The 24,020-nt window shown below is 62.6% G+C and carries 22 protein-coding genes and 1 other RNA gene; 7 read left to right on the top strand and 16 right to left on the bottom strand.

The features are described from left to right. Positions 1–106 precede the first annotated feature (106 nt). The 7 genes from AFIC_RS05080 to miaA form a co-directional block, all read right to left on the bottom strand. Complete coding sequence (locus tag AFIC_RS05080; RefSeq protein ID WP_275248064.1) at positions 107–1,111, bottom strand: TRAP transporter substrate-binding protein; 1,005 nt, start codon at positions 1,109–1,111, stop codon at positions 107–109. A 180-nt stretch (positions 1,112–1,291) separates the two neighbouring features. Next, positions 1,292–2,851 (bottom strand): 2-isopropylmalate synthase, encoded by a 1,560-nt coding sequence (locus tag AFIC_RS05075; RefSeq protein ID WP_275248063.1) that lies wholly within the window; start codon positions 2,849–2,851, stop codon positions 1,292–1,294. Between the two features lie 428 nt (positions 2,852–3,279). Then, positions 3,280–4,227 carry a polyphosphate kinase 2 family protein gene (locus AFIC_RS05070; RefSeq protein ID WP_275248648.1) on the bottom strand — a complete coding sequence of 316 codons (948 nt, stop codon included), beginning with the start codon at positions 4,225–4,227 and terminating at the stop codon, positions 3,280–3,282. Positions 4,228–4,413: 186 nt separating this feature from the next. Continuing rightward, complete coding sequence (gene ilvC, locus AFIC_RS05065; protein ID WP_275248062.1) at positions 4,414–5,433, bottom strand: ketol-acid reductoisomerase; 1,020 nt, start codon at positions 5,431–5,433, stop codon at positions 4,414–4,416. Between the two features lie 133 nt (positions 5,434–5,566). After that, positions 5,567–6,133, bottom strand: a complete 567-nt coding sequence (gene ilvN, locus AFIC_RS05060) for an acetolactate synthase small subunit (RefSeq protein WP_275248061.1) — start codon at positions 6,131–6,133, stop codon at positions 5,567–5,569. Between the two features lie 26 nt (positions 6,134–6,159). Continuing rightward, entirely contained in the window at positions 6,160–7,938 is a 1,779-nt protein-coding gene (locus AFIC_RS05055) for an acetolactate synthase 3 large subunit (RefSeq protein ID WP_275248060.1), read from the bottom strand. 298 nt (positions 7,939–8,236) lie between these two features. Next, a complete protein-coding gene (gene miaA, locus AFIC_RS05050; protein WP_275248647.1) occupies positions 8,237–9,190 on the bottom strand; it encodes a tRNA (adenosine(37)-N6)-dimethylallyltransferase MiaA in 954 nt (317 codons plus the stop codon). Between miaA and serB the strand changes: the two genes are divergently transcribed. Further along, complete coding sequence (gene serB / locus AFIC_RS05045) at positions 9,189–10,079, top strand: phosphoserine phosphatase SerB (RefSeq protein ID WP_275248059.1); 891 nt, start codon at positions 9,189–9,191, stop codon at positions 10,077–10,079. The two genes, miaA and serB, sit on opposite strands and share 2 nt — an antisense overlap. A gap of 114 nt (positions 10,080–10,193) precedes the next feature. On the opposite strand, the gene AFIC_RS05040 is transcribed toward serB, so the two are convergent. From AFIC_RS05040 to AFIC_RS05005, 8 genes are all read right to left on the bottom strand, one after another. Continuing rightward, positions 10,194–11,702: a DegQ family serine endoprotease gene (locus AFIC_RS05040; protein WP_275248058.1), complete on the bottom strand. Its 1,509-nt coding sequence runs from the start codon at positions 11,700–11,702 to the stop codon at positions 10,194–10,196. Between the two features lie 111 nt (positions 11,703–11,813). Further along, complete coding sequence (locus AFIC_RS05035) at positions 11,814–12,005, bottom strand: DUF2065 domain-containing protein (protein ID WP_275248057.1); 192 nt, start codon at positions 12,003–12,005, stop codon at positions 11,814–11,816. Between the two features lie 59 nt (positions 12,006–12,064). Continuing rightward, positions 12,065–12,973 carry a protease modulator HflC gene (gene hflC, locus AFIC_RS05030; protein ID WP_275248056.1) on the bottom strand — a complete coding sequence of 303 codons (909 nt, stop codon included), beginning with the start codon at positions 12,971–12,973 and terminating at the stop codon, positions 12,065–12,067. After that, a complete protein-coding gene (hflK, locus tag AFIC_RS05025; protein ID WP_275248055.1) occupies positions 12,970–14,112 on the bottom strand; it encodes an FtsH protease activity modulator HflK in 1,143 nt (380 codons plus the stop codon). Before hflK ends, hflC begins: the two co-directional genes overlap by 4 nt. Positions 14,113–14,251: 139 nt before the next feature. Then, positions 14,252–14,782 carry a dihydrofolate reductase gene (locus AFIC_RS05020; RefSeq protein ID WP_275248054.1) on the bottom strand — a complete coding sequence of 177 codons (531 nt, stop codon included), beginning with the start codon at positions 14,780–14,782 and terminating at the stop codon, positions 14,252–14,254. Next, positions 14,779–15,573 (bottom strand): thymidylate synthase, encoded by a 795-nt coding sequence (locus AFIC_RS05015; RefSeq protein WP_275248645.1) that lies wholly within the window; start codon positions 15,571–15,573, stop codon positions 14,779–14,781. The genes AFIC_RS05020 and AFIC_RS05015 overlap by 4 nt, the downstream gene beginning before the upstream one ends. Before the next feature lie 120 nt (positions 15,574–15,693). After that, the gene (locus tag AFIC_RS05010; RefSeq protein WP_275248053.1) at positions 15,694–16,227 is read right to left on the bottom strand and encodes a chromate transporter; all 534 of its coding nucleotides are present in this window, start codon (positions 16,225–16,227) and stop codon (positions 15,694–15,696) included. Continuing rightward, on the bottom strand, positions 16,224–16,823 hold the full coding sequence (locus tag AFIC_RS05005) for a chromate transporter (protein ID WP_275248052.1): 600 nt from the start codon (positions 16,821–16,823) through the stop codon (positions 16,224–16,226). Before AFIC_RS05005 ends, AFIC_RS05010 begins: the two co-directional genes overlap by 4 nt. 173 nt (positions 16,824–16,996) lie before the next feature. On the opposite strand from AFIC_RS05005, the gene ssrA reads away from it, so the two are divergent. From ssrA to AFIC_RS04975, 6 genes are all read left to right on the top strand, one after another. Next, positions 16,997–17,349, top strand: a transfer-messenger RNA (tmRNA) gene (ssrA, locus tag AFIC_RS05000). 274 nt (positions 17,350–17,623) lie between these two features. Next, positions 17,624–18,139, top strand: a complete 516-nt coding sequence (locus AFIC_RS04995) for an SspB family protein (protein ID WP_275248051.1) — start codon at positions 17,624–17,626, stop codon at positions 18,137–18,139. A gap of 128 nt (positions 18,140–18,267) precedes the next feature. Next, a complete protein-coding gene (gene fumC, locus AFIC_RS04990; RefSeq protein WP_275248050.1) occupies positions 18,268–19,671 on the top strand; it encodes a class II fumarate hydratase in 1,404 nt (467 codons plus the stop codon). 233 nt (positions 19,672–19,904) lie between these two features. Further along, on the top strand, positions 19,905–20,093 hold the full coding sequence (locus AFIC_RS04985) for a DUF4169 family protein (protein ID WP_275248049.1): 189 nt from the start codon (positions 19,905–19,907) through the stop codon (positions 20,091–20,093). Further along, positions 20,090–20,380: a ribbon-helix-helix domain-containing protein gene (locus AFIC_RS04980; RefSeq protein WP_275248048.1), complete on the top strand. Its 291-nt coding sequence runs from the start codon at positions 20,090–20,092 to the stop codon at positions 20,378–20,380. Before AFIC_RS04985 ends, AFIC_RS04980 begins: the two co-directional genes overlap by 4 nt. Before the next feature lie 270 nt (positions 20,381–20,650). Continuing rightward, positions 20,651–20,971 (top strand): ribbon-helix-helix domain-containing protein, encoded by a 321-nt coding sequence (locus tag AFIC_RS04975; protein ID WP_275248047.1) that lies wholly within the window; start codon positions 20,651–20,653, stop codon positions 20,969–20,971. A gap of 22 nt (positions 20,972–20,993) precedes the next feature. On the opposite strand, the gene AFIC_RS04970 is transcribed toward AFIC_RS04975, so the two are convergent. Beyond that, the gene (locus AFIC_RS04970; RefSeq protein ID WP_275248046.1) at positions 20,994–23,960 is read right to left on the bottom strand and encodes an AsmA family protein; all 2,967 of its coding nucleotides are present in this window, start codon (positions 23,958–23,960) and stop codon (positions 20,994–20,996) included. Positions 23,961–24,020 lie beyond the last annotated feature (60 nt).

The following is a 24,020-nucleotide window of genomic DNA, read 5'->3' as shown; positions in this document are numbered from 1 at the left end:
CCGGTGATGGTTCCGGCTTTTGCCGGTTTCACAGCACGATATGATTTATCGTTTTGTGGCAAGCGCAACGGCCCGGTTTACCACCGGGCCGTTTTCGCTGTTCACATCATTTTCCAGATGAGGCCGCTTCCTTGCGGAACTCGGCGATCAGGTCCTTGCCGACACGGTTGCCGACTTCGTCAGCGACCGGATCGAGCACCTTGCGCCAGGCGGCGACTTCTTCCGGCGTCAGCTTGTAGAAGGTGGTGGTACCGGCCTTCTGCATCGCCGCGAGTGCGTCGTCGTTTTCCTTCTGGGCGATGTCGTTGGCGTAGGTGGTGGCGTCCGCCATCGCCTTCTCAAGCTGGCCGCGAACATCCTCCGGCAGTCCATCCCAGAACTTCTTGTTCACGATCACGGCGTAGCCGAGATAGCCATGGTTCGAGAGCGTGGCGTGCTTCTGCACCTCGTTCATCTTCTGGGTGTACATGTTCGACGGCGGATTTTCGGTGCCGTCCACAACGCCGGTCTGCAACGCCTGATAGACTTCCGAGAACGCCATCACCTGCGGGATCGAACCCAGCGCGCGCATCTGCGCCTCGAGCACCTTCGAGGACTGGATACGCATCTTCAGGCCGCGAAAATCCTCCGGCTTGTGAAGCGGCTTGTTGGCGCTCATGATCTTGAAGCCGTTGTCCCAGAAGGCCAGTCCCTTGATGCCCTTGGGCTCGAGCTTCGCGAGCAGCTTCTTGCCGACCTCGCCATGCGTGACGCGATTGAGCGCAGCCTTGTCCGGCATGATGTAGGGAATATCGAAAACCTCGAACTCCCTCACGCCAAGGGGGCCGAATTTCGCCAGCGAGGGCGCCAGCATCTGCACCGCGCCGAGTTGCAGCGCCTCGACCTCTTCCTTGTCCTTGTAGAGTTGCGAGTTCGGATAGACTTCGACCTTGACCTTGCCGCTGGTGTATTTCTCGGCAAGCTCCTTGAATTTCTCCGCACCCTTGCCCTTCGGAGTTTCGGGAGCGACGACGTGACTGAACTTGATGACGATCGGCGGCGTCTGCGCATTGACCGGCCCGGCCATGAAGGCGGCGGCAATCGAAGCTGCGGCGACAATAAATTTCCTCATAAACGTAGTCCTCCCAGGCCCATATATCTTGGCGGCTTTTTGGATCGCGAGCGGATCGCAGCCGACCATTACAGTCAAGACGGGTCAAGCCTGTTGATCTCTCGCAAGACGACAGCACGATATAAAAATAAAAAAAAGCGGCGTCAGACGCCGCTTTTTCAGATCGATGAATGAGGTGTGTCAGCTTGCCGCAGCCGCCGGTACCTCACGCTGCCGGCGCGATATAATCTTGTTGAGCGCGCTGAGATAAGCCTTCGCGGATGCTACTAATGTATCGGGGTCCGAGCTGCGCGCCGTCACCGAGCGGCCGTCCTGAGACAGCCGGACGGAGACCTCCGCCTGCGCATCGGTACCGGCCGTCACCGCATGGACCTGATACAGTTCCAGTTTGGCCTCGTGCGGGACCAGCGCCTTCACGGCGTTGAACACTGCGTCCACGGGACCGTTGCCTTCGGCCTCGTCGATCCGCACCTTGCCCTCGACCTCGACCTTCATGGTGGCGCGCTGCGGGCCGTTGGTGCCCGCGATCACCGTCAGCGACACCAGACGCAGACGGTCATGCGTCTGCGCCAGTTCCTGATCGACCAGCGCCTCGATGTCCTCGTCGTAGATGTCCTTCTTGCGGTCGGCGAGCGCCTTGAAGCGCACGAAGGCGTCCTGCAACTGGTTGTCGGCCAGCTCGTAGCCCAGTTCCTTCAGCTTGTGCTGGAAGGCGTGGCGGCCGGAGTGCTTGCCCATCACAAGCGAGGTCTGCTTCACGCCGACGCTTTCCGGCGTCATGATCTCGTAGGTCTGCGCGTTCTTCAAAACGCCGTCCTGATGGATGCCGCTCTCATGCGCGAAGGCGTTCCGCCCGACGATGGCCTTGTTGTACTGCACCGGAAACGAGGTCGCGGCGGATACCACCTTCGAGGCGCGGGTGAGCGACGTCGATTCGACGTTGCACCAGTAAGGCATCACGTCACCGCGGGTCTTGATCGCCATCACGACTTCTTCCAGCGCGGCGTTGCCCGCCCGCTCGCCGATGCCGTTGATGGTGCACTCGATCTGCCGCGCGCCGCCCTCGACGCCCGCCAAGGAGTTCGCGACCGCGAGCCCCAGATCGTCATGGCAATGCACCGAGAACACCGCCTTGTCGGCGTTCGGCACCCGCTCGCGAATGGTCTTGAACATCCGGCGATATTCTTCCGGCACCGCGTAGCCCACCGTGTCGGGCAAATTGATCGTGGTCGCGCCCGCCTTGATCGCGGCCTCGACGCAGCGGCACAGATACTCGATCGGCGTGCGGGTCGAATCCATCGCAGACCACTCGACGTCGTCCACCAGGTTGCGCGCCTGCGTCACCGTCGCGGTGATGATGTCGAGCACGTCCTCCTCGCTCTTGCGCATCTGATGCGCCAGATGGATCGGCGAGGTCGACACGAACGTGTGGATGCGGCCGCGCTTCGCATGCCGGACGGCTTCGCCCGCGCGGGCGATGTCGGCGGGAATGGCGCGCGCGAGGCCGGCGATCACCGCATTCCTGGTTTGCTTCGCGATCTCGGCCACCGCCTCGAAATCGCCCACGGAAGCGATCGGGAAGCCGGCCTCGATAATATCGACGCCCATGGCGTCGAGCATCTCGGCGACCTCCAGCTTCTCCTCATGGGTCATGGTGGCGCCGGGGCATTGCTCGCCGTCGCGCAAGGTGGTGTCGAAAATGACGACGCGGTCCTTGCCGGACGTGGTGGGGCTGGTCATGAAACTATTCCTTCGGTCAGGGGCGCCGTTCCGATGAAAACAGGCAGGCGCAAATGGGGGTTCAAGGCTTCGTCACGGTCCCCTGAGTGCCCAGGCTGCATGCCCAGACGGCCCTCAGGGGCGGATAAGAAGCAGGAGCCCGCCAGGAAGCGAACGGAGGAGCGAGGCACGGGACAGCGAAGCGGCAGCCGGGCGCGCGTCGAGACCGGCGGCGAAAGCCACCTTCTCCCGTGCTGCATAGACTGTTCCGTTCGACATCGTTCGCCTTGAGTGCTTCCGCTGGCGTATGATCCATCCAAACCGTTGAGGCTTGGTTGATGCCGCCATCTGGCGTTGTTTTAGACGATTTGATCGCCGCCGCAATGCCAAAAAACGGTCAGTAACCCTGCCCTTTCAAGCAAGCCGTCTTGGCCCGCCCGATTGAGCGGCTAGACTTTTCGCACGGCAGAACGCGCCACGGCCGGACGCCCCCGCCCCTCTTTCTCTAGTTGCTCCTTTGCCTTCCTTAATTCGGCGGCGGAGGCTTCGGATTTGGCCGGAAACGCCAGATCGAGCTTCTCCATCGCATCGACGATGGCGGAACTGATGACAAGGCGCGCGAACCATTTGTGATCCGCAGGCACCACGAACCACGGCGCATGTTTTGTCGAGGTATGGCGCACAAGGTCCTGATAGGCGGCCTGATATTTGGGCCACACCCCCCGCTCGGCAACGTCCTGCACGGAGAATTTCCAGTTTTTGGCCGGCTCATCGAGCCGGTCCAGAAACCGTCTGCGCTGTTCCTCCTTCGAGACGTTGAGGAAAAATTTCAGGATCACCGTACCGTTGCGCGCCAGATATTTCTCGATCGCCGAAATATCCTCGAACCGCTCGCGCCAGATGTTCTTTGTCACGAGCTTCGCGGGAATCTTCTCCTTCGCCAGCACCTCGGGATGCACGCGCACGATCAGCAATTCTTCGTAATACGAGCGATTGAAGATGCCGATCCGTCCGCGCTCCGGCAGCGCGATCATGTTGCGCCACATGAAGTCATGGTCGAGCTCTTTCGACGACGGCTGCTTGAAAGAGAAAACCTGACACCCCTGCGGATTGACCCCCGACATCACATGCTCGACGGCGCTGTCCTTGCCCGCCGCGTCCATGCCCTGAAAGATCAGCAGCACAGACCAGCGGTCATGCGCATAGAGTTTCTCCTGAAGATCGCGCAGCCTCCTGTTGTTGGCCGTGAGCAAATCCTTGGCATCGTCCTTGGACAGGCCGCCGCGCTCATCGGTCTTGTGCGACCGGAGATGGAATTCCTTGCTGCCGTCGATCTTGAAGGGATCGGTGTAACGCGACAGATCGACCTTCGATGTCTTGTCGCTTTTTTTAGCCATCATTCTCTCCATTCATTTCGCCTCACGCTATATGACGGGGCAAAACTCCGCCAGCACAGCTTTGGACAAGGCTAGGACGCACGCGCACGCACGAACGATCCTGCGGACAAAAAGCAAAACGCGCGGCAGCCGATCCGGCCACCGCGCGCTCACACCGAGTTTATGAAATAAACTTTAAATCGCGTCTTAGTTCTTGGCCTTGTCGACCAGCGCGCCCTTCTTGATCCACGGCATCATGTCGCGCAGACGCGCGCCGACTTCCTCGATCTGGTGCGCGTTGTTGTGCGCGCGGGTCGCCTTGAACGAAGCCTGGTTGACCTTGTTCTCCAGCATCCAGTCGCGGGCGAAGCGGCCGGACTGAATGTCGTCGAGAATGCGCTTCATCTCCGCCTTGGTCTCGGGGGTGATGACGCGCGGACCAGACCGATACTCGCCATATTCGGCGGTGTTGGAGATCGAGTAGTTCATGTTGGCGATGCCGCCTTCATAGATCAGGTCGACGATCAGCTTCAGTTCGTGCAGACACTCGAAATACGCCATCTCCGGCGCGTAGCCGGCTTCCACCAGCGTCTCGAAGCCGGCGCGGATCAGTTCGACGGTGCCGCCGCAGAGCACGGCCTGCTCGCCGAACAGGTCGGTCTCGGTCTCTTCGCGGAACGAGGTCTCGATGATGCCCGCGCGGCCGCCGCCGATGGCCGACGCATAGGACAGGCCGAGGTCGTGGGCGTTGCCCGAAGAATCCTTGTGGATCGCGATCAGGCACGGCACGCCGCCGCCGCGCTGATATTCGCCGCGCACGGTGTGGCCGGGACCCTTCGGCGCGACCATCAGCACGTCGAGATCGGCACGCGGCTCGATCAGGTTGAAGTGGACGTTGAGGCCGTGGGCGAACAAGAGCGCCGCGCCCTTCTTCATGTTGTCATGCAGATGATCGCGGTAGATGTCGGCCTGCAATTCGTCGGGCGTCAGCATCATCATGACGTCGGCCCACTTCGCGGCTTCCGCCACGTCCATCACCTTGAAGCCAGCCGCTTCCGCCTTCTTCGCGGAGGCCGAGCCCTTGCGCAGCGCGATCGCGACGTCCTTGACGCCGGAATCCTTCAGGTTCAGCGCGTGGGCATGGCCCTGGCTGCCGTAGCCGATGACGCAGACCTTCTTGCCCTTGATGAGGTTCAAATCGGCGTCGCGATCGTAATAAACTCGCATGGTGCTTTCCTTGTGGATGTGGGGCTTTCAGGCCCTGGGCGGGCCCTTCAGGACCGGACGGCCCTCGAAATTCCCGGGTTGTCTAATGCATTTTGAAGGGAAGTAAAATCGGGTTTTAGCGCAGGGCGGCCCCTCACATGCCGTCCGGGCCGCGGGCGATGGCGGCCACGCCCGTGCGCGCCACCTCGACGAGGCCGAGCGGCGCCATCAGGGAGACGAACTGGCTGATCTTGTCGCTGGCTCCGGTAATTTCGAACACGAAGCTTTCGGTGGTGGCATCGATCACGCGGGCGCGAAACGCATCCGCGAGCCGCAGCGCCTCGACGCGGGCATCGCCCGTGCCCTTCACCTTGACCATCGCCAGCTCGCGCTCGATGGAGCGGCCGGTCAGCGTCATGTCCACCACCCGATAGACCGGGATCATCCGGTCGAGCTGGTTCTTGATCTGCTGGATCACCATCGGCGTGCCGGTGGTGACGATGGTGATGCGCGACATGTGCTTGTGGCGCTCGATCTCCGACACCGTGAGGCTTTCGATGTTGTAGCCGCGCCCCGAGAACAGGCCGATGACGCGCGCAAGCACGCCGGGCTCGTTCTGCACCAGAACCGAGAGCGTGTGCGTCTCGTTCGGATCGTGCCGCTCCTCGAGGAAATAGGCCGAGGCGGGCTGTTCGTTCGTCTGCTTGTCGATGGCGTTCATATCGGTGCCTTTAAACCAGTGCCGTTTTAAACAAGGGCCTTGCCGCCGGCGAATGCCGCCGCGGTCGCTTCGTCATTGGCCTCCGCGGGCAGAAGCATTTCGTTATGCGCCTTGCCCGAGGGGATCATCGGGAAGCAGTTCTCCAGCGTGGCGACGCGGCAGTCGAAGATCACCGGCTTCTTGACCTTGATCATCTCCTCGATCGCGCCGTCGAGATCGTTCGGCTTGGTCACATGCATACCGACGCCGCCATAGGCTTCCGCGAGTTTGACGAAATCCGGCAGCGCCTCGGAGTACGAGTTCGACAGGCGATTGCCGTGCAGCAACTGCTGCCACTGGCGCACCATGCCCATGTACTGGTTGTTGAGGATGAAGATCTTCACCGGCAGATCGAACTGAACCGCCGTCGACATCTCCTGCAACATCATCTGGATCGAGGCGTCGCCCGCGATGTCGATGACGAGACTCTTGGGGTGCGCAACCTGCACGCCGATGGCGGCCGGGAAGCCGTAGCCCATGGTGCCGAGGCCGCCGGAGGTCATCCAGCGGTTGGGCTCCTCGAAACCGTAGAACTGCGCCGCCCACATCTGATGCTGACCCACTTCCGTGGTGATGTAGGTGTCGCGGTTCCTGGTCAGTTCGAACAGACGCTGGATGGCGTATTGCGGCAGGATCACGTCGTCGTTCTTCCGGAACGCCAGCGAATTGCGCGCGCGCCATTTCGCGATCTGCGCCCACCACGGCTTGAGATCGGGCCGCTTGGTCTCGGCCTTGAGACCCGCCAGCAAATCCGCCAGCACGTTGGCGACATCGCCGATGATCGGCACATCGACGCGGATGTTCTTGTTGATCGAGGACGGATCGATGTCGATGTGGATCTTCTTCGAATTCGGCGAGAACGCATCCGGCCGTCCGGTGACCCGGTCGTCGAAGCGCGCGCCGACGCACAGCATGACGTCGCAATCATGCATCGCCATGTTGGCCTCGTAGGTGCCGTGCATGCCGAGCATGCCCAGCCAGTTCTTGCCGGACGCCGGATAGGCACCGAGACCCATCAGCGTCGAGGTGATCGGGAAATTGGTCGCGCCGACCATTTCGCGCAGCAGGCGCGTTGCCTCGAGACCCGAGTTGATGACGCCGCCGCCGGAATAGATCACCGGCCGCTTCGCGGAGGCCAGCAGCGCCACCGCCTTGCGGATCTGCGCGGCATCGCCCTTCACGCGCGGCGCATAGGACACATGAACATCGTTCTTGCGCGGCGGATGATAGGTGCCGGTCGCGAACTGCACGTCCTTCGGAATATCGACGACGACCGGACCAGGACGGCCCGTGGTCGCGACATAGAAAGCCTCATGCAGAATCTTGGCGAGATCGTTGACGTCGCGCACCAGCCAGTTGTGCTTGGTACAGGGGCGCGTGATGCCGACCGTGTCGCATTCCTGAAACGCGTCGTTGCCGATCAGATGCGTCGGCACCTGCCCGGTGATGCACACGAGCGGGATCGAATCCATCAGCGCGTCGGTCAGCGCCGTCACCATGTTGGTCGCGCCCGGACCGGAGGTCACCAGCGCCACGCCGGGCTTGCCGGTCGAGCGCGCATAACCCTCGGCCGCATGGCCTGCGCCCTGCTCGTGACGGACGAGGATGTGCTGGACGGTCTCCTGCTGAAAAATCTCGTCATAGATCGGCAGCACCGCGCCGCCCGGATAGCCGAAAATGTGCTGGATGCCGTGATCCTTCAGCGCCTGCACGACCATCGCCGCGCCGGTCATCTGCCGGGATTCGCTCTTTTTCGTCTCGCTCATCTTTCGCTCCGCTGCGCCTCAAAGCGCCGTCCTGGATCACGCCGGAAATAAAAAAGGCCCCCGAGAGGACCCTGTGCACACCGCCTGTTTTGGGTCGCGTCAGCTCCCCCCGGCGATGCGCCCAGGTACGACTACGACAATAAGAAGATTTGTAATTTTATTGCGCATAAGTCGATTTCTATTTCCAAAGGTTGCGCGCCTTATAGACGTCTCCGGGGAGATGTCAAGGCTGTCTGCCACCCATACTATAGCCACCGATCCGGCCCCGGCAGAACGCCAAAAAGCGCATGGGAGCCTTTCAAACCGGGTTGGTTCTTCCGCTCGAAAGTCCCAGTCTGGTTTCCAGCCACGCCTTCGCCTGATCGGGCGCGACCCATTCGAACTCCGGCAACTGGTGCCGAAACCAGGTGAACTGGCGCTTGGCATAATGGCGGGTGTCGATCTGGCCGATGGCGATGGCCTCCTCGCGCGACAACTCGCCCGCGAGGTGACGGATCACCGCCGGGACGCCATGCGCCTTCATCGCGGGCAACAGCGGATCGAGGTTGCGATTGCCGAGCGCCCGCGCCTCCTCCAGCGCGCCGCGATCCATCATCGATTCAAAGCGGCGGTCGATGCGTGCGTAGACATCCTTGCGGTCCGGCGCGAGAAACAGCGCCGCCACACCCTGCGGCGGCAACAAAGGCGGCAGGCCGTGCGCGTGCCAGTCCACCAGCGGACGGCCGGTCGCCTCCACCACTTCCAGCGCACGGGCGATGCGGACGCGATCGCGCGGCCTCAGGCGCGCTGCCGCTTCCGGATCGCGCCGTGCCAGTTCGTCGTGCAACGCCTCGGGGCCGTTCTGTTCCAGCCGCTCGCGGACCGCCTCACGAATGGCCTCCGGCACCGGCGGCACGTTGGAAAGCCCCCGCGTCAGCGCCTTGAAGTAAAGCCCGGTGCCGCCGATGAAAATCGGCAGCCTTCCGTTTGCCTGAATCTCCGCCAGCACAGCGGCTGCGTCTTTGACCCACGCGCCGGCGGAATAATTCACCGATGCATCGACATGGCCATAGAGCCGGTGTGGAACGCGCGCCTCCTCCTCGAGCGTCGGCCGCGCCGTGAGCACCCGCAGGTCGCGATAGACCTGCATCGAATCCGTGTTGATGACGGTACCGTTTGCCGCTTCGGCCAGATCGAGCGCCAGCGCCGACTTGCCGCTGGCGGTCGGCCCTGCGATAAGCACCGCCTTCACACTATTCCGGCCCGAATTCATGTCCCTCGTCGCCACACTCATCTGCAATCCCGCGCAGCCCTCGCTCGATAGCACGGTCCTCGAAGCCGCGCGCGCGATATTGCCGAACTCCTCCCAAGCCGAATGGCTCGATGCCGGGATCGCCGCCGACATCCCGTTCCAGAGTGAGGAGCCCGCGCGCGCCATCGCCGACCGGCTGCGCGACGCCTTGCAGAGAATCCCGGTCGATGTCGTGGTGCAGCCGCGCCTCGCGCGCCGCAAGAAGCTGTTTCTTGCCGACATGGACTCCACCATGATCGGTCAGGAATGCATCGACGAACTCGCCGCCTTCGCCGGACTGAAGGACCACGTCGCGGCCATCACCGAACGCGCGATGCGCGGCGAGATCGAATTCGAGCCGGCACTGCGTGAGCGCGTCGCGCTGCTCAAGGGCCTGCCGGTGAGCATCGTGGACGAAGTTTTCGCCAAGCACATCACGCTCACACCGGGCGGACCCGCGCTCGTGAAAACCATGCGCGCGAATGGCGCGCACACCTGCCTCGTCTCGGGTGGCTTCACGCTGTTCACCGAGCGCGTCGCCGCCGCGATCGGCTTTCAGGACAACCGCGCCAACACTCTCATTGTCGAGGACGGCAAGCTCGCAGGCCGCGTGCAGGAGCCGATCCTCGGCCGCGCGGCGAAGCTCGCCACCCTCGTCGAATTGCTGGATACGTTCGAACTCGACGACATCGACACCATCGTGGTCGGCGATGGCGCCAACGATCTCGCGATGATCGAGAAGGCAGGATTAGGCGTCGCCTATCACGCCAAGCCCGCGGTCGCGGCCGCGGCCGCCGCACGGATCGATCATGGCGACCTCACCGCGCTGTTGTATGCGCAGGGCTACAAGCGGACAGAGTTTGTGACGTAAGAAACGTCATTCCGGGGCGCTCACGAAGGGAGCGAACCCGGAATCTTTTCCCTTATGCCCGGATTCCGGATCGGCTCGCAAATGCGAGCCGTCCGGAATGACGGGAAGAGTCCCTCAATTCGCGCTCAACGCCACGAACCGCAATTCGCCCTCGGCGTTCGAGACCAGCAGCAGGATCGACTTCTTGCCGTCCTTCTTGAGCTGGTCGATGCGCTTCTTGACGTCGGCGGGCGAATTCACCGCCTCCTGCGCGACCTCGACGATCACATCGCCCGCCGAAAGCCGCCGCTCCGCCGCATCGGAATTGCGATCGACGCCGACGATGACCACGCCCTTGACCTTATCTTTCAACTTGTAGCGTGCGCGCAGATCCTTGGAGATCGCGGCGAGATCGAGCCCGAGCGCCTTCTGCGTCACCGTCTTGTCCGGCTCCGGCGCGGGCGTCTTCAGCGAGGCCTCGACCGGCTTGTCGCCATCGTCGAGACGGCCGAGCGTCACCTTGTGCGTTTCTTCCTTGCCCTTGCGGATCAGCACGACATCGACGGTCTTGCCGACCGGGGTGTCCGCCACCGCGCGCGGCAGATCCTTCATCTCGCGGATCGCCTTGCCGTCAAAGGAGGTGATGACGTCGCCCGCCTCGATGCCCGCGGGCTTGGCAGGGCCCTTCTCGTCGACGCCAGCAACCAGCGCGCCATGCGGCGGCTTGATGCCGAGACTGTCGGCGATCTCGTCGGTCACCTGCTGGATGCGCACGCCGAGCCAGCCGCGCCGCACTTCCTTGTACTGCCGCAACTGATTGACGATGCCGACCACGGTGTTCGACGGCACCGCGAAGCCGATGCCGATCGAGCCGCCCGACGGCGAGATGATCGCGGTGTTCACGCCGATCACTTCGCCATCGAGATTGAACAGCGGGCCGCCCGAATTGCCGCGATTGATGGCGGCGTCGGTCTGGATGTAGTTGTCGTAAGGCCCGGAGTTGATGTCGCGGTTGCGCGCCGAGACGATGCCCGCCGTCACCGTGCCCCCCAGGCTGAACGGATTGCCGATCGCGATCACCCATTCGCCGAGCCGCAGTCTGTCGGAATTGCCGAACTTCACCGCCGTCAGTTTCTTCTCCGGCGGCTGGAATTTCAGCACGGCGAGGTCGCTCTTCTTGTCGCGACCGACAAGCTCCGCCTTGATCTTGGTGCCGTCATTGAGAATGACGTTGATCTCGTCGGCATCGGCGATGACGTGGTTGTTGGTCACCACAATGCCGCTGGCGTCGATGATGAAACCGGAGCCCAGCGAATTGACCTTGTGCTGGCCCCTGTCGCCGCGACGGTTCTTGAAGAAATCCTCGAAGAGTTCATTGAAGGGAGAATCCGGCGGCAGTTTCGGATTGGCCTTGTTGCGGCCTTCCTTCTGGGGTTTCGCCTCCTCGCCCTTCTCATCCCGGCCATTGACGGTCTGCGACGTGGAGATGTTCACCACGGCGTCGATCACCTTCTCCGCAACATCGGCGATGCCATCCGGGCCGCGCGCGAACGCAGGCTGAGGGGCGCTCGCCGCCATCATCAGAAAACCGCCCGCGACGGCAAGCGGAAGCAGGCGTTTCAGTCGCACAGGCGCGTGGAACATCGAACAACGTCTCCTGAGAAGGAAAATGCCATCAGCACCGAGACTGCGCCCGGCCTTCCTGATCCGCAAGCGTATCAACGCGGCGAATAAGGCGAAATACCGGCGCCCGGCTTATAGGCCGTAGCGCATGAACCAGATCAGCAGCAGTCCCGCCACTGCGACCGAAAGTCCCGTGGTGCGCAGCAGGTTCTCGGAATGCTCGAGGGCCGCCTCCATCGCACGGCGCATCGCCTGAGGGAACGCCGCGAAGGTCAAGCCTTCGATGACGCAAAGGACGCCAAACCCGATCAACAACTCTTTCATGACAGGATTTCACCAGAGACCCGAGCAAAGGGAAATCCCGTTGACGAGATAAATTGCGTTTATCTTGGCGCCGCCGGGGCTGCCGCCCCCGGCTTTGTCCCATTGACCGAGTTGAAGAACCGGAAGAATTCCGAATCCGGCTTCAGCACAAAACGGGTGTCGTTGTTCTTCAGGCTGGTCTCGTAGGCGGTCATTGCCCGGTAGAACGCGAAGAACTGCGGGTCCCTGGAATAGGCCTCGGCGAAGATCCGGTTGCGCTCGCCGTCGCCCTCGCCGCGAATCTGGTCCGCCTGCGAATTGGCTTCCGCCACGATCACGGTCGCCTCGCGGTCGGCCTTGGACTTGATCTCCTGCGCCTTCTGTCCGCCCTGGGCGCGGAATTCGGCGGCCTCGCGCTGACGCTCGGTCTGCATGCGCTGGTACACGGCCTGGCTGTTCTGCTCCGGCAAATCGGCGCGGCGGATGCGCACATCGACGACCTGGATGCCGTAGGCTCCCGCCTGCTTGTCGAGCTGGTCGCGGATGCGGCCCATCAGCACCTCACGCTCGTCGCGCACCACCTGAATGAAGGTGGCCTCGCCGAGCACGCGGCGAAGGGCCGCGTTCAGCAACGCGGTCAACTGGATGTTGGCGGCCGAAATGGTGCCGACGCTCTGATAGAAGCGCAGCGCATCCTTGATCCGGTAGCGCGCGAAAGCATCCACCACCAGACGCTTCTGGTCGGAGGCGATGATTTCCTGCGAGGGATTCTCCAGATCGAGAATCCGGTTGTCGATGCTGATGACGGTATCGATGAAGGGCGCCTTAAAGTGCAGGCCCGGATCGGTGATCGGGGCGCCCACCGGCGCGCCGAGCCGAACCACCAGCGCCTGTTCGGTCTGCCGGACGGTGAAGAGCGAACTGTAGCCGACGATGATCAGCGCCAGCAGAACGACGAGGGCGACGATGCCCGACAACCCGCTTTTCATCGGCTTGCTCCGTTCTGCGAGACCGGCGCGGCGGGCACGGCGGTTGTCTTACGGCCCAGTTCGTTGAGCGGCAGATACGGCACCACGCCCTGCCCGGACGAACCCGGATCGAGAATGACCTTGTCCGCCGGTCCGAGCACATGCTCCATGGTTTCGAGATAGATGCGTTGCCGTGTCACTTCGGGCGCCTTCTTGTATTCGTCATAAACGCTAAGGAATCGCGCGGCCTGACCCTTGGCTTCGGCCACCGTCTGCTCCTTGTAGCCCTGCGCCTGCTGCAACACCTGCGCTGCGCGGCCGCGCGCATCCGGCACGACGCGATTGGCATAGGTCTGCGCTTCGTTTTGCAAACGCTCGAGGTCGGCACGCGCCGCCTGCACGTCGCGGAACGAGTCGATCACCTGTTGCGGCGGATCGACCTTCTGCATCTGCACCTGCTGGATCAGAATGCCGGCGCCGTAGCTGTCGAGCGTCTTCTGCATCAATTGATGGACCGCACTTTCAATGGTGTTGCGCGCGCCGGTGAGGATCGGCTGGATATCGGAGTGACCGATCACCTCGCGCATCGCGCTCTCGGCCACCGCCTTCACCGTGCCTTCCGGGTTCTGGATGTTGAACAGGAATTTGCCGACGCCGTCCGGCGCGATACGCCACAGCACCGTGAAATCGACATCGACGATGTTCTCGTCGCCGGTCAGCATCAGGCTTTCTTCCGGCACGTCGCGCACGACGCGGCCCCGGCGCCCGCTGTCGTCGCTGACCGTCATGCCGATGTTCAGCGTGGAGACGCGCAGCGCCTTGGGCAGCAGCACGGTCTCGATCGGATACGGCAGATGATAGTTCAGGCCGGGCTGCACCGTGCGCACGTGCTTGCCGAAGCGCAGCACAGCACCGAGTTCGTCCGGCTGCACGCGGAAGAAACCGGACAACAGCCAGATCGCGATACCCGCGATGACGATCAGGGCAATGCCCATGCCGCTCATGTGCCCGCCCGGCAGCAATTGCTGAATCCGGTCCTGACCACGGCGCAGGAGATCTTCAAGATCGGACGGCTTGGGCCCTTGCGATTGCGGACCGGAGCCCCATGGCCCCTTCGGACCGGGACCCCATGGACTTCCGCCTTGATTCTTCCAGGCCATCAGCAAGCTCCTTCGCGCCGTCTCGCGGCCGCGACCGGGTTTATAAGAGACGCCGGGCCGCGGTACAACGCGACCCTGCGCACTCTCTCCCAGCTAATCCGCGCGAGGAAATTGTCAATGCAAACATTGACAAGCGGGGTTAATGACCCGCCGCGCGAGCATATGTCGCATAGGAAAAATCGGCACTGTCCTCAGGCCCGCGCACAGGACGGCTGCGCGCGACATCCCGCCATTCCGCCATCTCGAACTTAAGGAACGTGTCTCCGTCCGGCTCGGCATGAACATGCGTGATCTCCAGACGAGTGGCACGCGGCATCCACTGGCGGAAAATCTCCGCGCCGCCGATCACCATGATTTCCGGGACACCTCGCCGCAGGACATCACCCAGCGCAACTTGATAGGCCGCATCGAGCGACGGAACCACCACCACGCCCGCCGCGCGAAAATCCGGGTCGCGCGTCACCACGATGTTGGTGCGCCTCGGCAGCGGCTTGCCGATCGAGAGAAACGTCTTGCGGCCCATGATGACCGGCTTGTTCAAGGTCAACTGCTTGAAGCGTTGCAGGTCCGAACGCAGATGCCAGGGCATCGTATTGTCGCGGCCGATCACGCCATTGTCGGCCACGGCGACGATAAACACGATCTCGGGGGGTGCCGTCTGTGCGGTCACACCGCGACCTCGGCCTTGATGTGCGGATGCGGATCGTAATTCTCGAGTTTGAAATCCTCAAAACGGAATCCGAAAATATCCTTCACCGCCGGATTGATGCTCACTGTCGGCAGCGCGCGCGGCCGCCGCGTCAGTTGCAGGCGCGCCTGCTCCAGATGGTTGGAATACAGATGCGCGTCGCCGAGCGTATGGATGAACTCGCCCGGCTTCAAATCCGTCACCTGCGCGATCATCATCGTCAGCAAAGCATAAGACGCGATGTTGAACGGCACGCCGAGAAACACGTCGGCCGAACGCTGGTAGAGTTGGCACGACAATTTGCCGTTCGCGACATAGAACTGGAACAGGCAATGACACGGCGGCAGCGCCATGTGATCGACATCGGCCGGATTCCATGCGCTGACGATCAGCCGCCGCGAATCCGGCGTGGTGCGGATCATGCGGATGAGGTTCGCGATCTGGTCGATGCTGCGCCCATCGGGCGCCTGCCACGAGCGCCACTGTTTGCCATAGACAGGGCCGAGATCGCCGTTGGCGTCCGCCCACTCGTCCCAGATCGTGACGCCATTATTTTGCAGATAGCGCACGTTGGTGTCGCCTGCGAGAAACCACAACAGTTCGTGGACGATCGCCTTGAACGGCAGCTTCTTGGTCGTGGTCATCGGAAAACCGGCGGCGAGATCGAAGCGCATCTGGTGGCCGAACACCGACAGCGTGCCGGTGCCGGTGCGGTCGCCCTTCTGCGCGCCGTCGCTCAAAATCCGCTCGAGCAGGTCGTGATACTGATGCATGGCCGTCATCTATGTCGCTTGAGCGGAACGGACCATATCCGGGGCCGAATCAACAGCCGTTTTCCCGCGTTGTCCCGTCAAAAGTAGGCACCGCCTCCTCCGTCCGGAAGCCTCTCGCGATCAGATAAACCCGGCGTAGCCCAGAATTCCCGCCACCGCGAGCGGCCAGAGCGGATTGATCCGGGTTCCAACCGCGACCAGCGCCGTGGCCAAAGTCACAAGCGTGGCGGCCAGTGACGTATCGACCGTAACCGCCAGCACATAGCCGCCCGCCGCCATCAGGCCGATCGAGACCGGCACGAAAGACGCCTGAATAATGGAAGGCCAGAACGACTGGCTGGAGCGGTGAAAAAAGTTCGCCACGAAATAGGCCAGCACGCCCGCCGGGCCGCACATCGCGAATGTCGTCACCGCAGCCCCGGCAAGCCCCGCGACCTGATAGCCGATCAGCGTCACGATCAGCACATTCGGCCCGGGCGAGAACTGGGCGATGGCGAACATGTCGGCGAACTGCGCATCCGTCAGCCAGTGGTTCACATCGACGGCGACACGATGCATCTCGGGAATCGTCGCGTTCGCGCCGCCCACCGCCAGCAGCGACATCACACCGAATGTCCACAACAGATTGAGGTAGGTGCCGAGTCCCGGATTCATGCGGTCTCACGCCTGCGCCAGAAATAAGTCACGACAACGCTGAGCGGCAGCGCGATCAGCAGAACGACAGCGAGCGGCAGCCGCCCAAGGCCGACCGCCGCGAACACGGCGACCATCAATCCGATCTCGACCGGATTTTTCCGCTTCAGAAGCGGCCCCATCATGCGGAGCGTGACGGCGAGAAACAGGCCGACGGCGGCGCAGGCGATGCCGTTCAGGGTCCGCTGCAATCCCGGCAGATCGCCGAAATGGGAATAAAGAATGCCCAGCGTCGTGACGATCAGCGTCGGCGGCAACAGCAGGCCGAGAAACGCCGCGACGCTTCCGGCGGCACCGCGAAACCGGCCGCCGAACACAATCGACAGATTGACGATGTTGGCCCCCGGCAGCAGGTGGCACAGCGCGAAGGCTTCGTTGAATTCGTCCGGCGTCATCCAGCGGTGCTGCTCGACGATAGCCCGGCGCGCCCACACCAGCACGCCGCCGAAACCGGCCAGCGACATTTTCGAGAACGCAAAAAACAGTTCAAGCAATCCCGGCGGCTCGGCGGCGAGATCGCGGGCAGCCGTATCGGGAGGCGGCGCGGGCTGGTCCATGGTCCGGATTCAGATCGTGAATGAGATGGCGTCGGGACATCGTTTAGATGTGTCGTATCGCCCGGCCAAATCTTTTCCGGCGGCGTGACGCTCTCTCCATTCAACTTTTCGCGGGCGCGCGGCGCAGTTTTTGGACCCGTGCGCCCACCCGTCCCTCAAAACCCCGCTCGCAGGGGCTTTTTTCGTCAACCTTTGGGCCCTATATTGAGGCTGCCGGTTCGCCGGCTATGGAAATAAATGGCCGTCGCAATAAACCATTCGGACCCGGGGGCAGCACCCGGCGCCTCCACCAAAGTTCCGCAAGGCGGGATTTCGGCGGGGGCGAAACAGGATCGACGAGGGCGTAAAGGGCGTGTTTTTTCCCGGTATTGTTCCGCCGTTATCGGGCTTCTCAATAGTTGCAAACGACAACTATGCTCCGGTTGCTCAGGCTGCGTAACGCAGTTTGATAGACCGACTTAAAGTCCTGATGGATTAAGCCCCGTCAGGCGGGGTTCGGAGGCACCTGGCAACAGAAGCCTCCACTCATCTCTCCAATTGATTCATATGTATGCGTGCCGCTGCCCATAAGGCAGAGGGTCCGATCAGGCGTCTTCTTGCCCTTGCGATGCAACAAGGCTGCTGACGCAGCCCGCCGGAGCAGTTAATCTGGCGCGAAAGGGTTTGTTCACGAAAAGAGTGGCCAACGCCACCTTCCATCGCGGACGGACTTGCTAACAACCAACCGCATGGAACAAAAGTGCGAGTCGGCTCCTCTCCTACCGGCACGTGACCCTTCGCTATTTTGACAGGACCGACCGATGGCCACCGATCTGATCCGCTATGATGTTCTGACCCGCGATGCGCTGCGCGGCGTCCTGCGCCGCGTTTTGACCGACGCCGCCGAACACGGACTGCCGGGAGAACATCATTTCTACATCACCTTTCTCTCAACGGCGGAGGGCGTGAAGCTGTCGCCGCGGCTCTTGTCGCAATATCCGCAGGAGATGACGGTGATCCTCCAGCACCAGTTCTGGGATCTGGTGGTGACCGAGGATCATTTCGAAGTCGGCCTGTCGTTCGGCGGCATTCCCGAGCGTCTTGTCGTGCCGTTCAGCGCCATCACCCGCTTCTTCGATCCCTCCGTGCAGTTCGGGCTGCAATTCGAGACGGCGGAAGCCGCGATCGGCGACGCCGAGCCTGCGACGGCCGAGGCCGAGAAGGCCGATTCTCCCGCTTCCCCGGATTCGCCCGACAATCCGGATGACGATGGCGGCGGCGACCATCCGCGCGAAGGCGCGCAGGTCGTGCGGCTGGATCGCTTCCGCAAGAAATAATAACTCCTCTAATCGAGAGTCTCGTCTGCCCGTGCGGCATGGCTTCGCGTGGCTGCTTTCGGCATACTCGCGCCCGAAAGACGGACCCGACATGACGGCGCGCCGTCATGATCGATATGAGGGCGAACATGGCACCGAGCAAAACCACCCGAACCGAAACCGACACATTCGGGCCGATCGAGGTCGCCGCCGACCGCTACTGGGGCGCGCAGACCGAGCGCTCGCGCAACAATTTCAAGATCGGCACCGAGCACATGCCGCCGCCGCTGATCCGCGCGATGGCCATCGTCAAGCTCGCAGCCGCGCAGACCAATCTCGAACTCAAGCTCATCGACAAGAAACTCGCCGACGCCATCATCGCCGCCGCGCAGGAAATCATCGACGGCAAGCTCGACGATCATTTCCCGCTGGTGGTGTGGCAGACCGGCTCCGGCACGCAAACCAACATGAACCTCAACGAGGTGATCTCGAACCGCGCCAACGAGATGCTCGGCTTTGAGCGCGGCACCAAGAAGCCGGTTCACCCGAACGACCACGTCAATATGGGTCAGTCGTCCAACGACTCCTTCCCGACCGCGATGCATATCGCCGCGGCGCAGGAGATCGCGCGCGATCTGATCCCGGCGCTGGAGGAATTGCTCGCCGCGCTGCGCGGCAAGCAGAAGGAATTCGCCTCGATCGTGAAGATCGGCCGCACCCATACGCAGGATGCCACGCCGCTCACGCTCGGCCAGGAATTCTCGGGCTATGCCGCGCAGGTCGAAAGCGGCATCGTGCGCATCAGGGAAAGCGCGAAAAGCCTCCTCCCGCTGGCGCAGGGCGGCACCGCCGTCGGCACCGGACTGAACGCGAAGCCGGAATTCGCGGCATCGTTCGCCAAACATGTCGCATCGATGACAGGACTTTCCTTCATCACCGCGCCCAACAAGTTCGAGGCGCTCGCCTCCAACGATGCCTATGTCTACGTCCATGGCGCCATCAACGCGACCGCGACCGGGCTGTTCAAGATCGCCAACGACATCCGCCTGCTCGGCTCAGGTCCGCGCTCGGGCCTCGGCGAACTGATCCTGCCGGAAAACGAACCCGGCTCATCGATCATGCCCGGCAAGGTCAATCCGACGCAGTGCGAGGCGATGACGATGGTGTGCTGCCAGATTTTCGGGAATCAGACCACGCTGACGACAGCGGGCAGCCAGGGCCACTTCGAGCTGAACGTTTACAAACCTGTCATGGTGTTGGCGATGCTGACTTCGATCCGGCTGATGGCGGATGTGTCGCGCTCGTTCACAGAAAATTGTGTGGCCGGAATCCGCGCCGATGAAAAGCGGATCAGCGATCTGATGCAGCGCTCGCTGATGCTCGTCACCGCGCTCGCGCCGAAGATCGGATATGACAATGCCGCGAAAATCGCCAAGACGGCCCACGCGAACGGCACAACGCTAAAAGAGGAAGCACTTAAACTTGGATTCGTCACCGCAGCGGAATTTGATTCCATCGTGCGGCCCGAGCAGATGACAAATTCCGGTAAGTGAAATACACGCGTGGTACGTGGCATACACAATACCTCCTCGTACCTTCTTTCTGCGTTTCATCACTCTTTCGTCTAAAGACGTAGCGTTATGCAGCTACCGCTCCTATGATGTGTTTGCTAGGAGCGGCGACAGAGCAGCTTTTCGCCAGTGGGACTTGTGGTCTTGGCGATTTTGATATTGATGCTGTTCGACCCGCGACCGGCAGGTTCGTTTTCTGCAATAACGAGATTCCTGTGGGCGATCTGATCAATTTAAAGAGGTTCAAAAAGCGTCAGGAACGCCAGCGCGCCAATGTGGAAGCAAGCAGTCAGCGCGCAAAGCATGGGCTCACAAAAGCCGAAAAGACCAATCAACGTGCACTCGAACAGCGCACCGAGGCATTTCTCAACCAACACCTACGCGATGACGGAAAGTCTTCATGAAGTCCCCTGTCGTTAAACGCTCCATCGTTGTTGCCGGACACAAGACCAGTGTCAGCCTGGAAGAAGCCTTCTGGAACGGCATGAAGGAAATCTCATCGGCGCGCGGCATGACATTGTCCGAACTGGTCGGCGAGATCGACGGTCAGCGCAAACAGGGCAACCTCTCCTCGGCGATCCGCCTGTTCGTGCTCGATCATTACCGTTCGATGACACTCGGTCCCTCCGAACCGAACGTCGCGCATGAGTCCACGCGCGAGTCCGTGATGGACTCTCAGGCCGCCGAGTAAACGCTGCGGGAATCTACGGATCGCCTCCGCAACATTCTGACTCATCCCTTAAGGCTTTCACCGAATATCGGCGGCAACCTGTATCGGGTACGATGTAACTGTCTCGGCGATTGAGAACGATCGCCGGGGCAGGATGATCGTCCCGGGCGCCCTGTTGTTCGCGCGTGACGATCCACCATCGTGACAATATCCGCCTCGCAGTCCGCGAGAAGAACCGCACGGCTTTGCCCGGCGAACGCTCGCGCACGCGTCTCAGAAGGAGTGACGGCGATGATCAGCCAGCGTGACGTGAGAGCCCCGGTCACAGACCCGGTGAAGGAATTCGCCGTGGTCAAGCGGTCGGTGGTCGTCGATGGACACAAGACCAGCGTCAGTCTCGAAGATGCGTTCTGGTCGAGCCTGAAGGACATCGCATCACGGCGCGGCCTGTCGCTGTCGATGCAGATCGCGGCCATCGACCAGCATCGCCGGACCAGCAATCTGTCGTCAGCGATCCGCCTGTTCGTGCTCGATTACTTTCGCGAACGCGCGATCGGTACGATGTTCATCGGCGAACGGCAGGCTTCGCCGAAACTGACACCTGCGCATTGAAGCGTTTTCAGCCCAAACAATTCTAGAACGCCGTGGCGGGCGCTGGAGAGCGGCGCGGCCGCGGCGTGCCCGGCGCGGGCTTGATATCGATCGGCGGCGGCAGCGGAGAAAGCTGCGCCCCGGCCGGTGGAAGATGCACGCGCGGCATATGCGGCGCCGCCTTGCGTTTGCGCGGATCGACGCCCGGAATTCTCACCTCGGCGGGCGGCAGCGCCTGCTCGGGTTGCGCAAGGGAATCGACCGGAGGATTGCTGGCCGGCGCAGGCTTCGGCGGCGGCAATGCGCCCGGCTTCTCCAATGCGTCGAGACGCTGCGTTTCCCGCTCGATGGCGCGCAACGACAGCCAGGACGACAGCGCCGCGACATCGACATCGCGGGTAATGCTGTCCGCCGTGCCGCGCAGGAAAATCTGGATATCCGGCGCATCCTTCATCGCGCCGGATATCGGCTTCAGCCCGATCCTCAGATCGCCCTGGTCTTCCGGAATATCGTAGCTGCCCGAGATCGTGGCGCGCGCCGCATCGGACTGGAAAACCGTCGGATCGGCGTGCACGCGCGCATCCTTGATGGCGAACGGCACATCCACGGAGGCCACCGCAAGCGGCGCGCGGTCGAGCGCGGTTGCGACCACCGATTCCATCCTGTTCTTCGCGACAGGATCGTCCGACGCCTTTTCCGCGGCATCGAACGCGGCGACGTCGAGCGCGGGGAGCCGCGCGCCGGTCAGGGTCAATACGCCGTTGCCCGAGAGCGCGTTGCGTAAGGCAGCCGCGCTGCGCCCCCGCGTCGCCAGCGTCATCCGCACCGACGCCTTGCCGGGCGGCAATTGCAGCCCGCGAAATTTCAGCGCTGGCGCATCGGCATTGTCCAGCTTGAAGCTGGCATCGATGGCGGTATCCGATGCGCCGCGCTTAACCGCAGCAGAAAGCGTCGCCGCACCGCCGCCGACCGTTCCTTTTACATTGTCAAAAGAGACCGACGAACCGTCTCCCTGCATCGAGCCACTGATCGCTGCCGCTTCCATGCCGCCGGGCAGGATTGCTTTCTCTGCTTTCACGGCCACCGACCCGCGCCAGCCGATCAAGCCTTGCGCAAGCGGATCCGTCGCCGCGCGATCGTCGGCACCGAGCATCAGGGCCGTCAGCCCTTGCACGTCGAGCGCATCCGTCTCGATGTTGCCGGTGAGATTTTGCTCTCCCTGACGCGACAAAGAGAGATTTCCCTTCAGCAGGGCTGCGCCGAGCTTGCCGAAGAAATTCTCCAGCGCGACTGCATCGTCGGTCACGACAAGACGCGACGAGAGATCGCTGACGGCCTGCTGCGGCTTCAGCCACGGCGCAAGCGCCGCGTGGCGAACCTTGAGATCGAACATCCGCTTGTTCGGTTGATCCGCGACGGATGTCAGGCTTGCCTGCAACGGCGCAATCTCGTGTCCGAGAATTTTTGTCTTGGCGAGATCCAGATCAAGACGCGTTTCGAAGCCGCCTTTCTCCCGCCACGCGATGACCCGGCGCGTCACATCGGCGAGGCCGTCGAAATCCACCTGCTGCGAACGCAACGTGGCGTCGATCTTCTTGCCAATGCGCGCGATACGGCCCGCAAGCTGATTGCCGCCAAGATCAAGCGTCATTTCGTCGAGCATAAGACGCTCCTTGCCGAGCGTCATCGTCGCGGCAAGATGAAGCGGCGTCCGCGCGCCACGCACCGCATCGGACTTACCGAACGCCCAGTCGGCGAAACCCTGCGCATCGCCGGTTTTGACATCGAGCGAGCCGGAAAAATCCTCGCCCTCCTTGTCGCGCGCCGTGCGGCCACTCAAAGCGAGACGCGCGTCGCCGGGTCCGCTGAATGCGAGTTTCTGAATCGCCCAGGAATCTTTCAAACCTTCCAAAGTTGCGGAGAGCGCTGTCAGCGCCTGCCCGGCGAGCGTGGCGCGATCCGCCGTCGCCTCGATCCGCGACGGCCATGGCAAGGCCGGCAGCGCCGTCAGCGCGTTCCCCAGAAAATCCGCAGGCGTCCTGCCCTGCGCGGCCTTACTCTCGCCTAGCGCGCGGTCGAGATCGAGCTGGGCGGCTGACAGCTTCAGCTCCAGCTTCGCGGGACGGAACGACAGCGTGCCCTCTCCCGACAGCTTGACCCCGGTTGCCTCCGCCCCATAAAGAACGTCCCCTTGCGTGAACGCCGCACCGGACGGATCGAGCGTGGTGCGGGCCATGATCCGCCATGGCGTCTCTCCGGCTGCCGCGAGCGTCAGAGCGCCTTCGAAATGCGGGACGCGCCTGTCGAAGCTGAGCGCGCCATCCAGCGACGAGGCCATCGCGCCGGCCTGCGCTGAATCAAGATCGAACCGCAGCCGCGTCGCCTCGCCCTCGCCCGCCTTCGACAAGGCCAGCCGGAACGGCTGACGTTTATCCCGCAGGAGGAAGCTGCCATCGCCGCGCAGATTGCCGCCGAGCGCGCGGACATCGCCGCTGAACTTCAAGCCATCGAGTCCGATCTGGGAGCCGCTCGCCGCGTCATGCAGCGTGACACGGCCGGACAGATCGAACTTGTCGATCGCCAGCGCGCCGAAATTGAATTCGCCCTTCGACGGGGCGATGATGCGTCCCTCTTTATCGAGACCGATATCGAGCGCGAGGCCATCCAGCGCCAGTTGCGTCGCCCGCCATTCGCCGCGGAGCAGCGAGCCGAGGCTGAACTCGACATCGAGCTTGTCGGCGCGCAGCTTCGTCACGTCCCTCGAACCGCCGACCGAGAGCTTGTGCAGCCGCAGGATCGGCGCGGGCAAGAGACGCGCATCCAGCGCCCCCTCGACACGCACCGGCGCGCCGACCACGCGCGACGCCTCCGCCTCGAATTGCGGCTTGTACTTATTCCAATCGACGAACAGCGGCGCCGCCAGCGCCGCAACCAGCGCCATGATGGCGGCGATCGCCAATCCGAGCAGCGTCGTCTGCAACGTGAACCCCGCGGAAAATGGCGCGGCCACCCCGCCGCGCCTGAGCCAGCGCCATCATAGAGAAAAGTGTGGCGGACTCACAACGCCGCA

The sequence above is a fragment of the [Pseudomonas] carboxydohydrogena genome (assembly GCF_029030725.1).
Taxonomy (GTDB): domain Bacteria; phylum Pseudomonadota; class Alphaproteobacteria; order Rhizobiales; family Xanthobacteraceae; genus Afipia; species Afipia carboxydohydrogena.
Note: the sequence above shows the minus strand (reverse complement) of the source record. Positions and strands in the feature narration are given on the sequence as shown.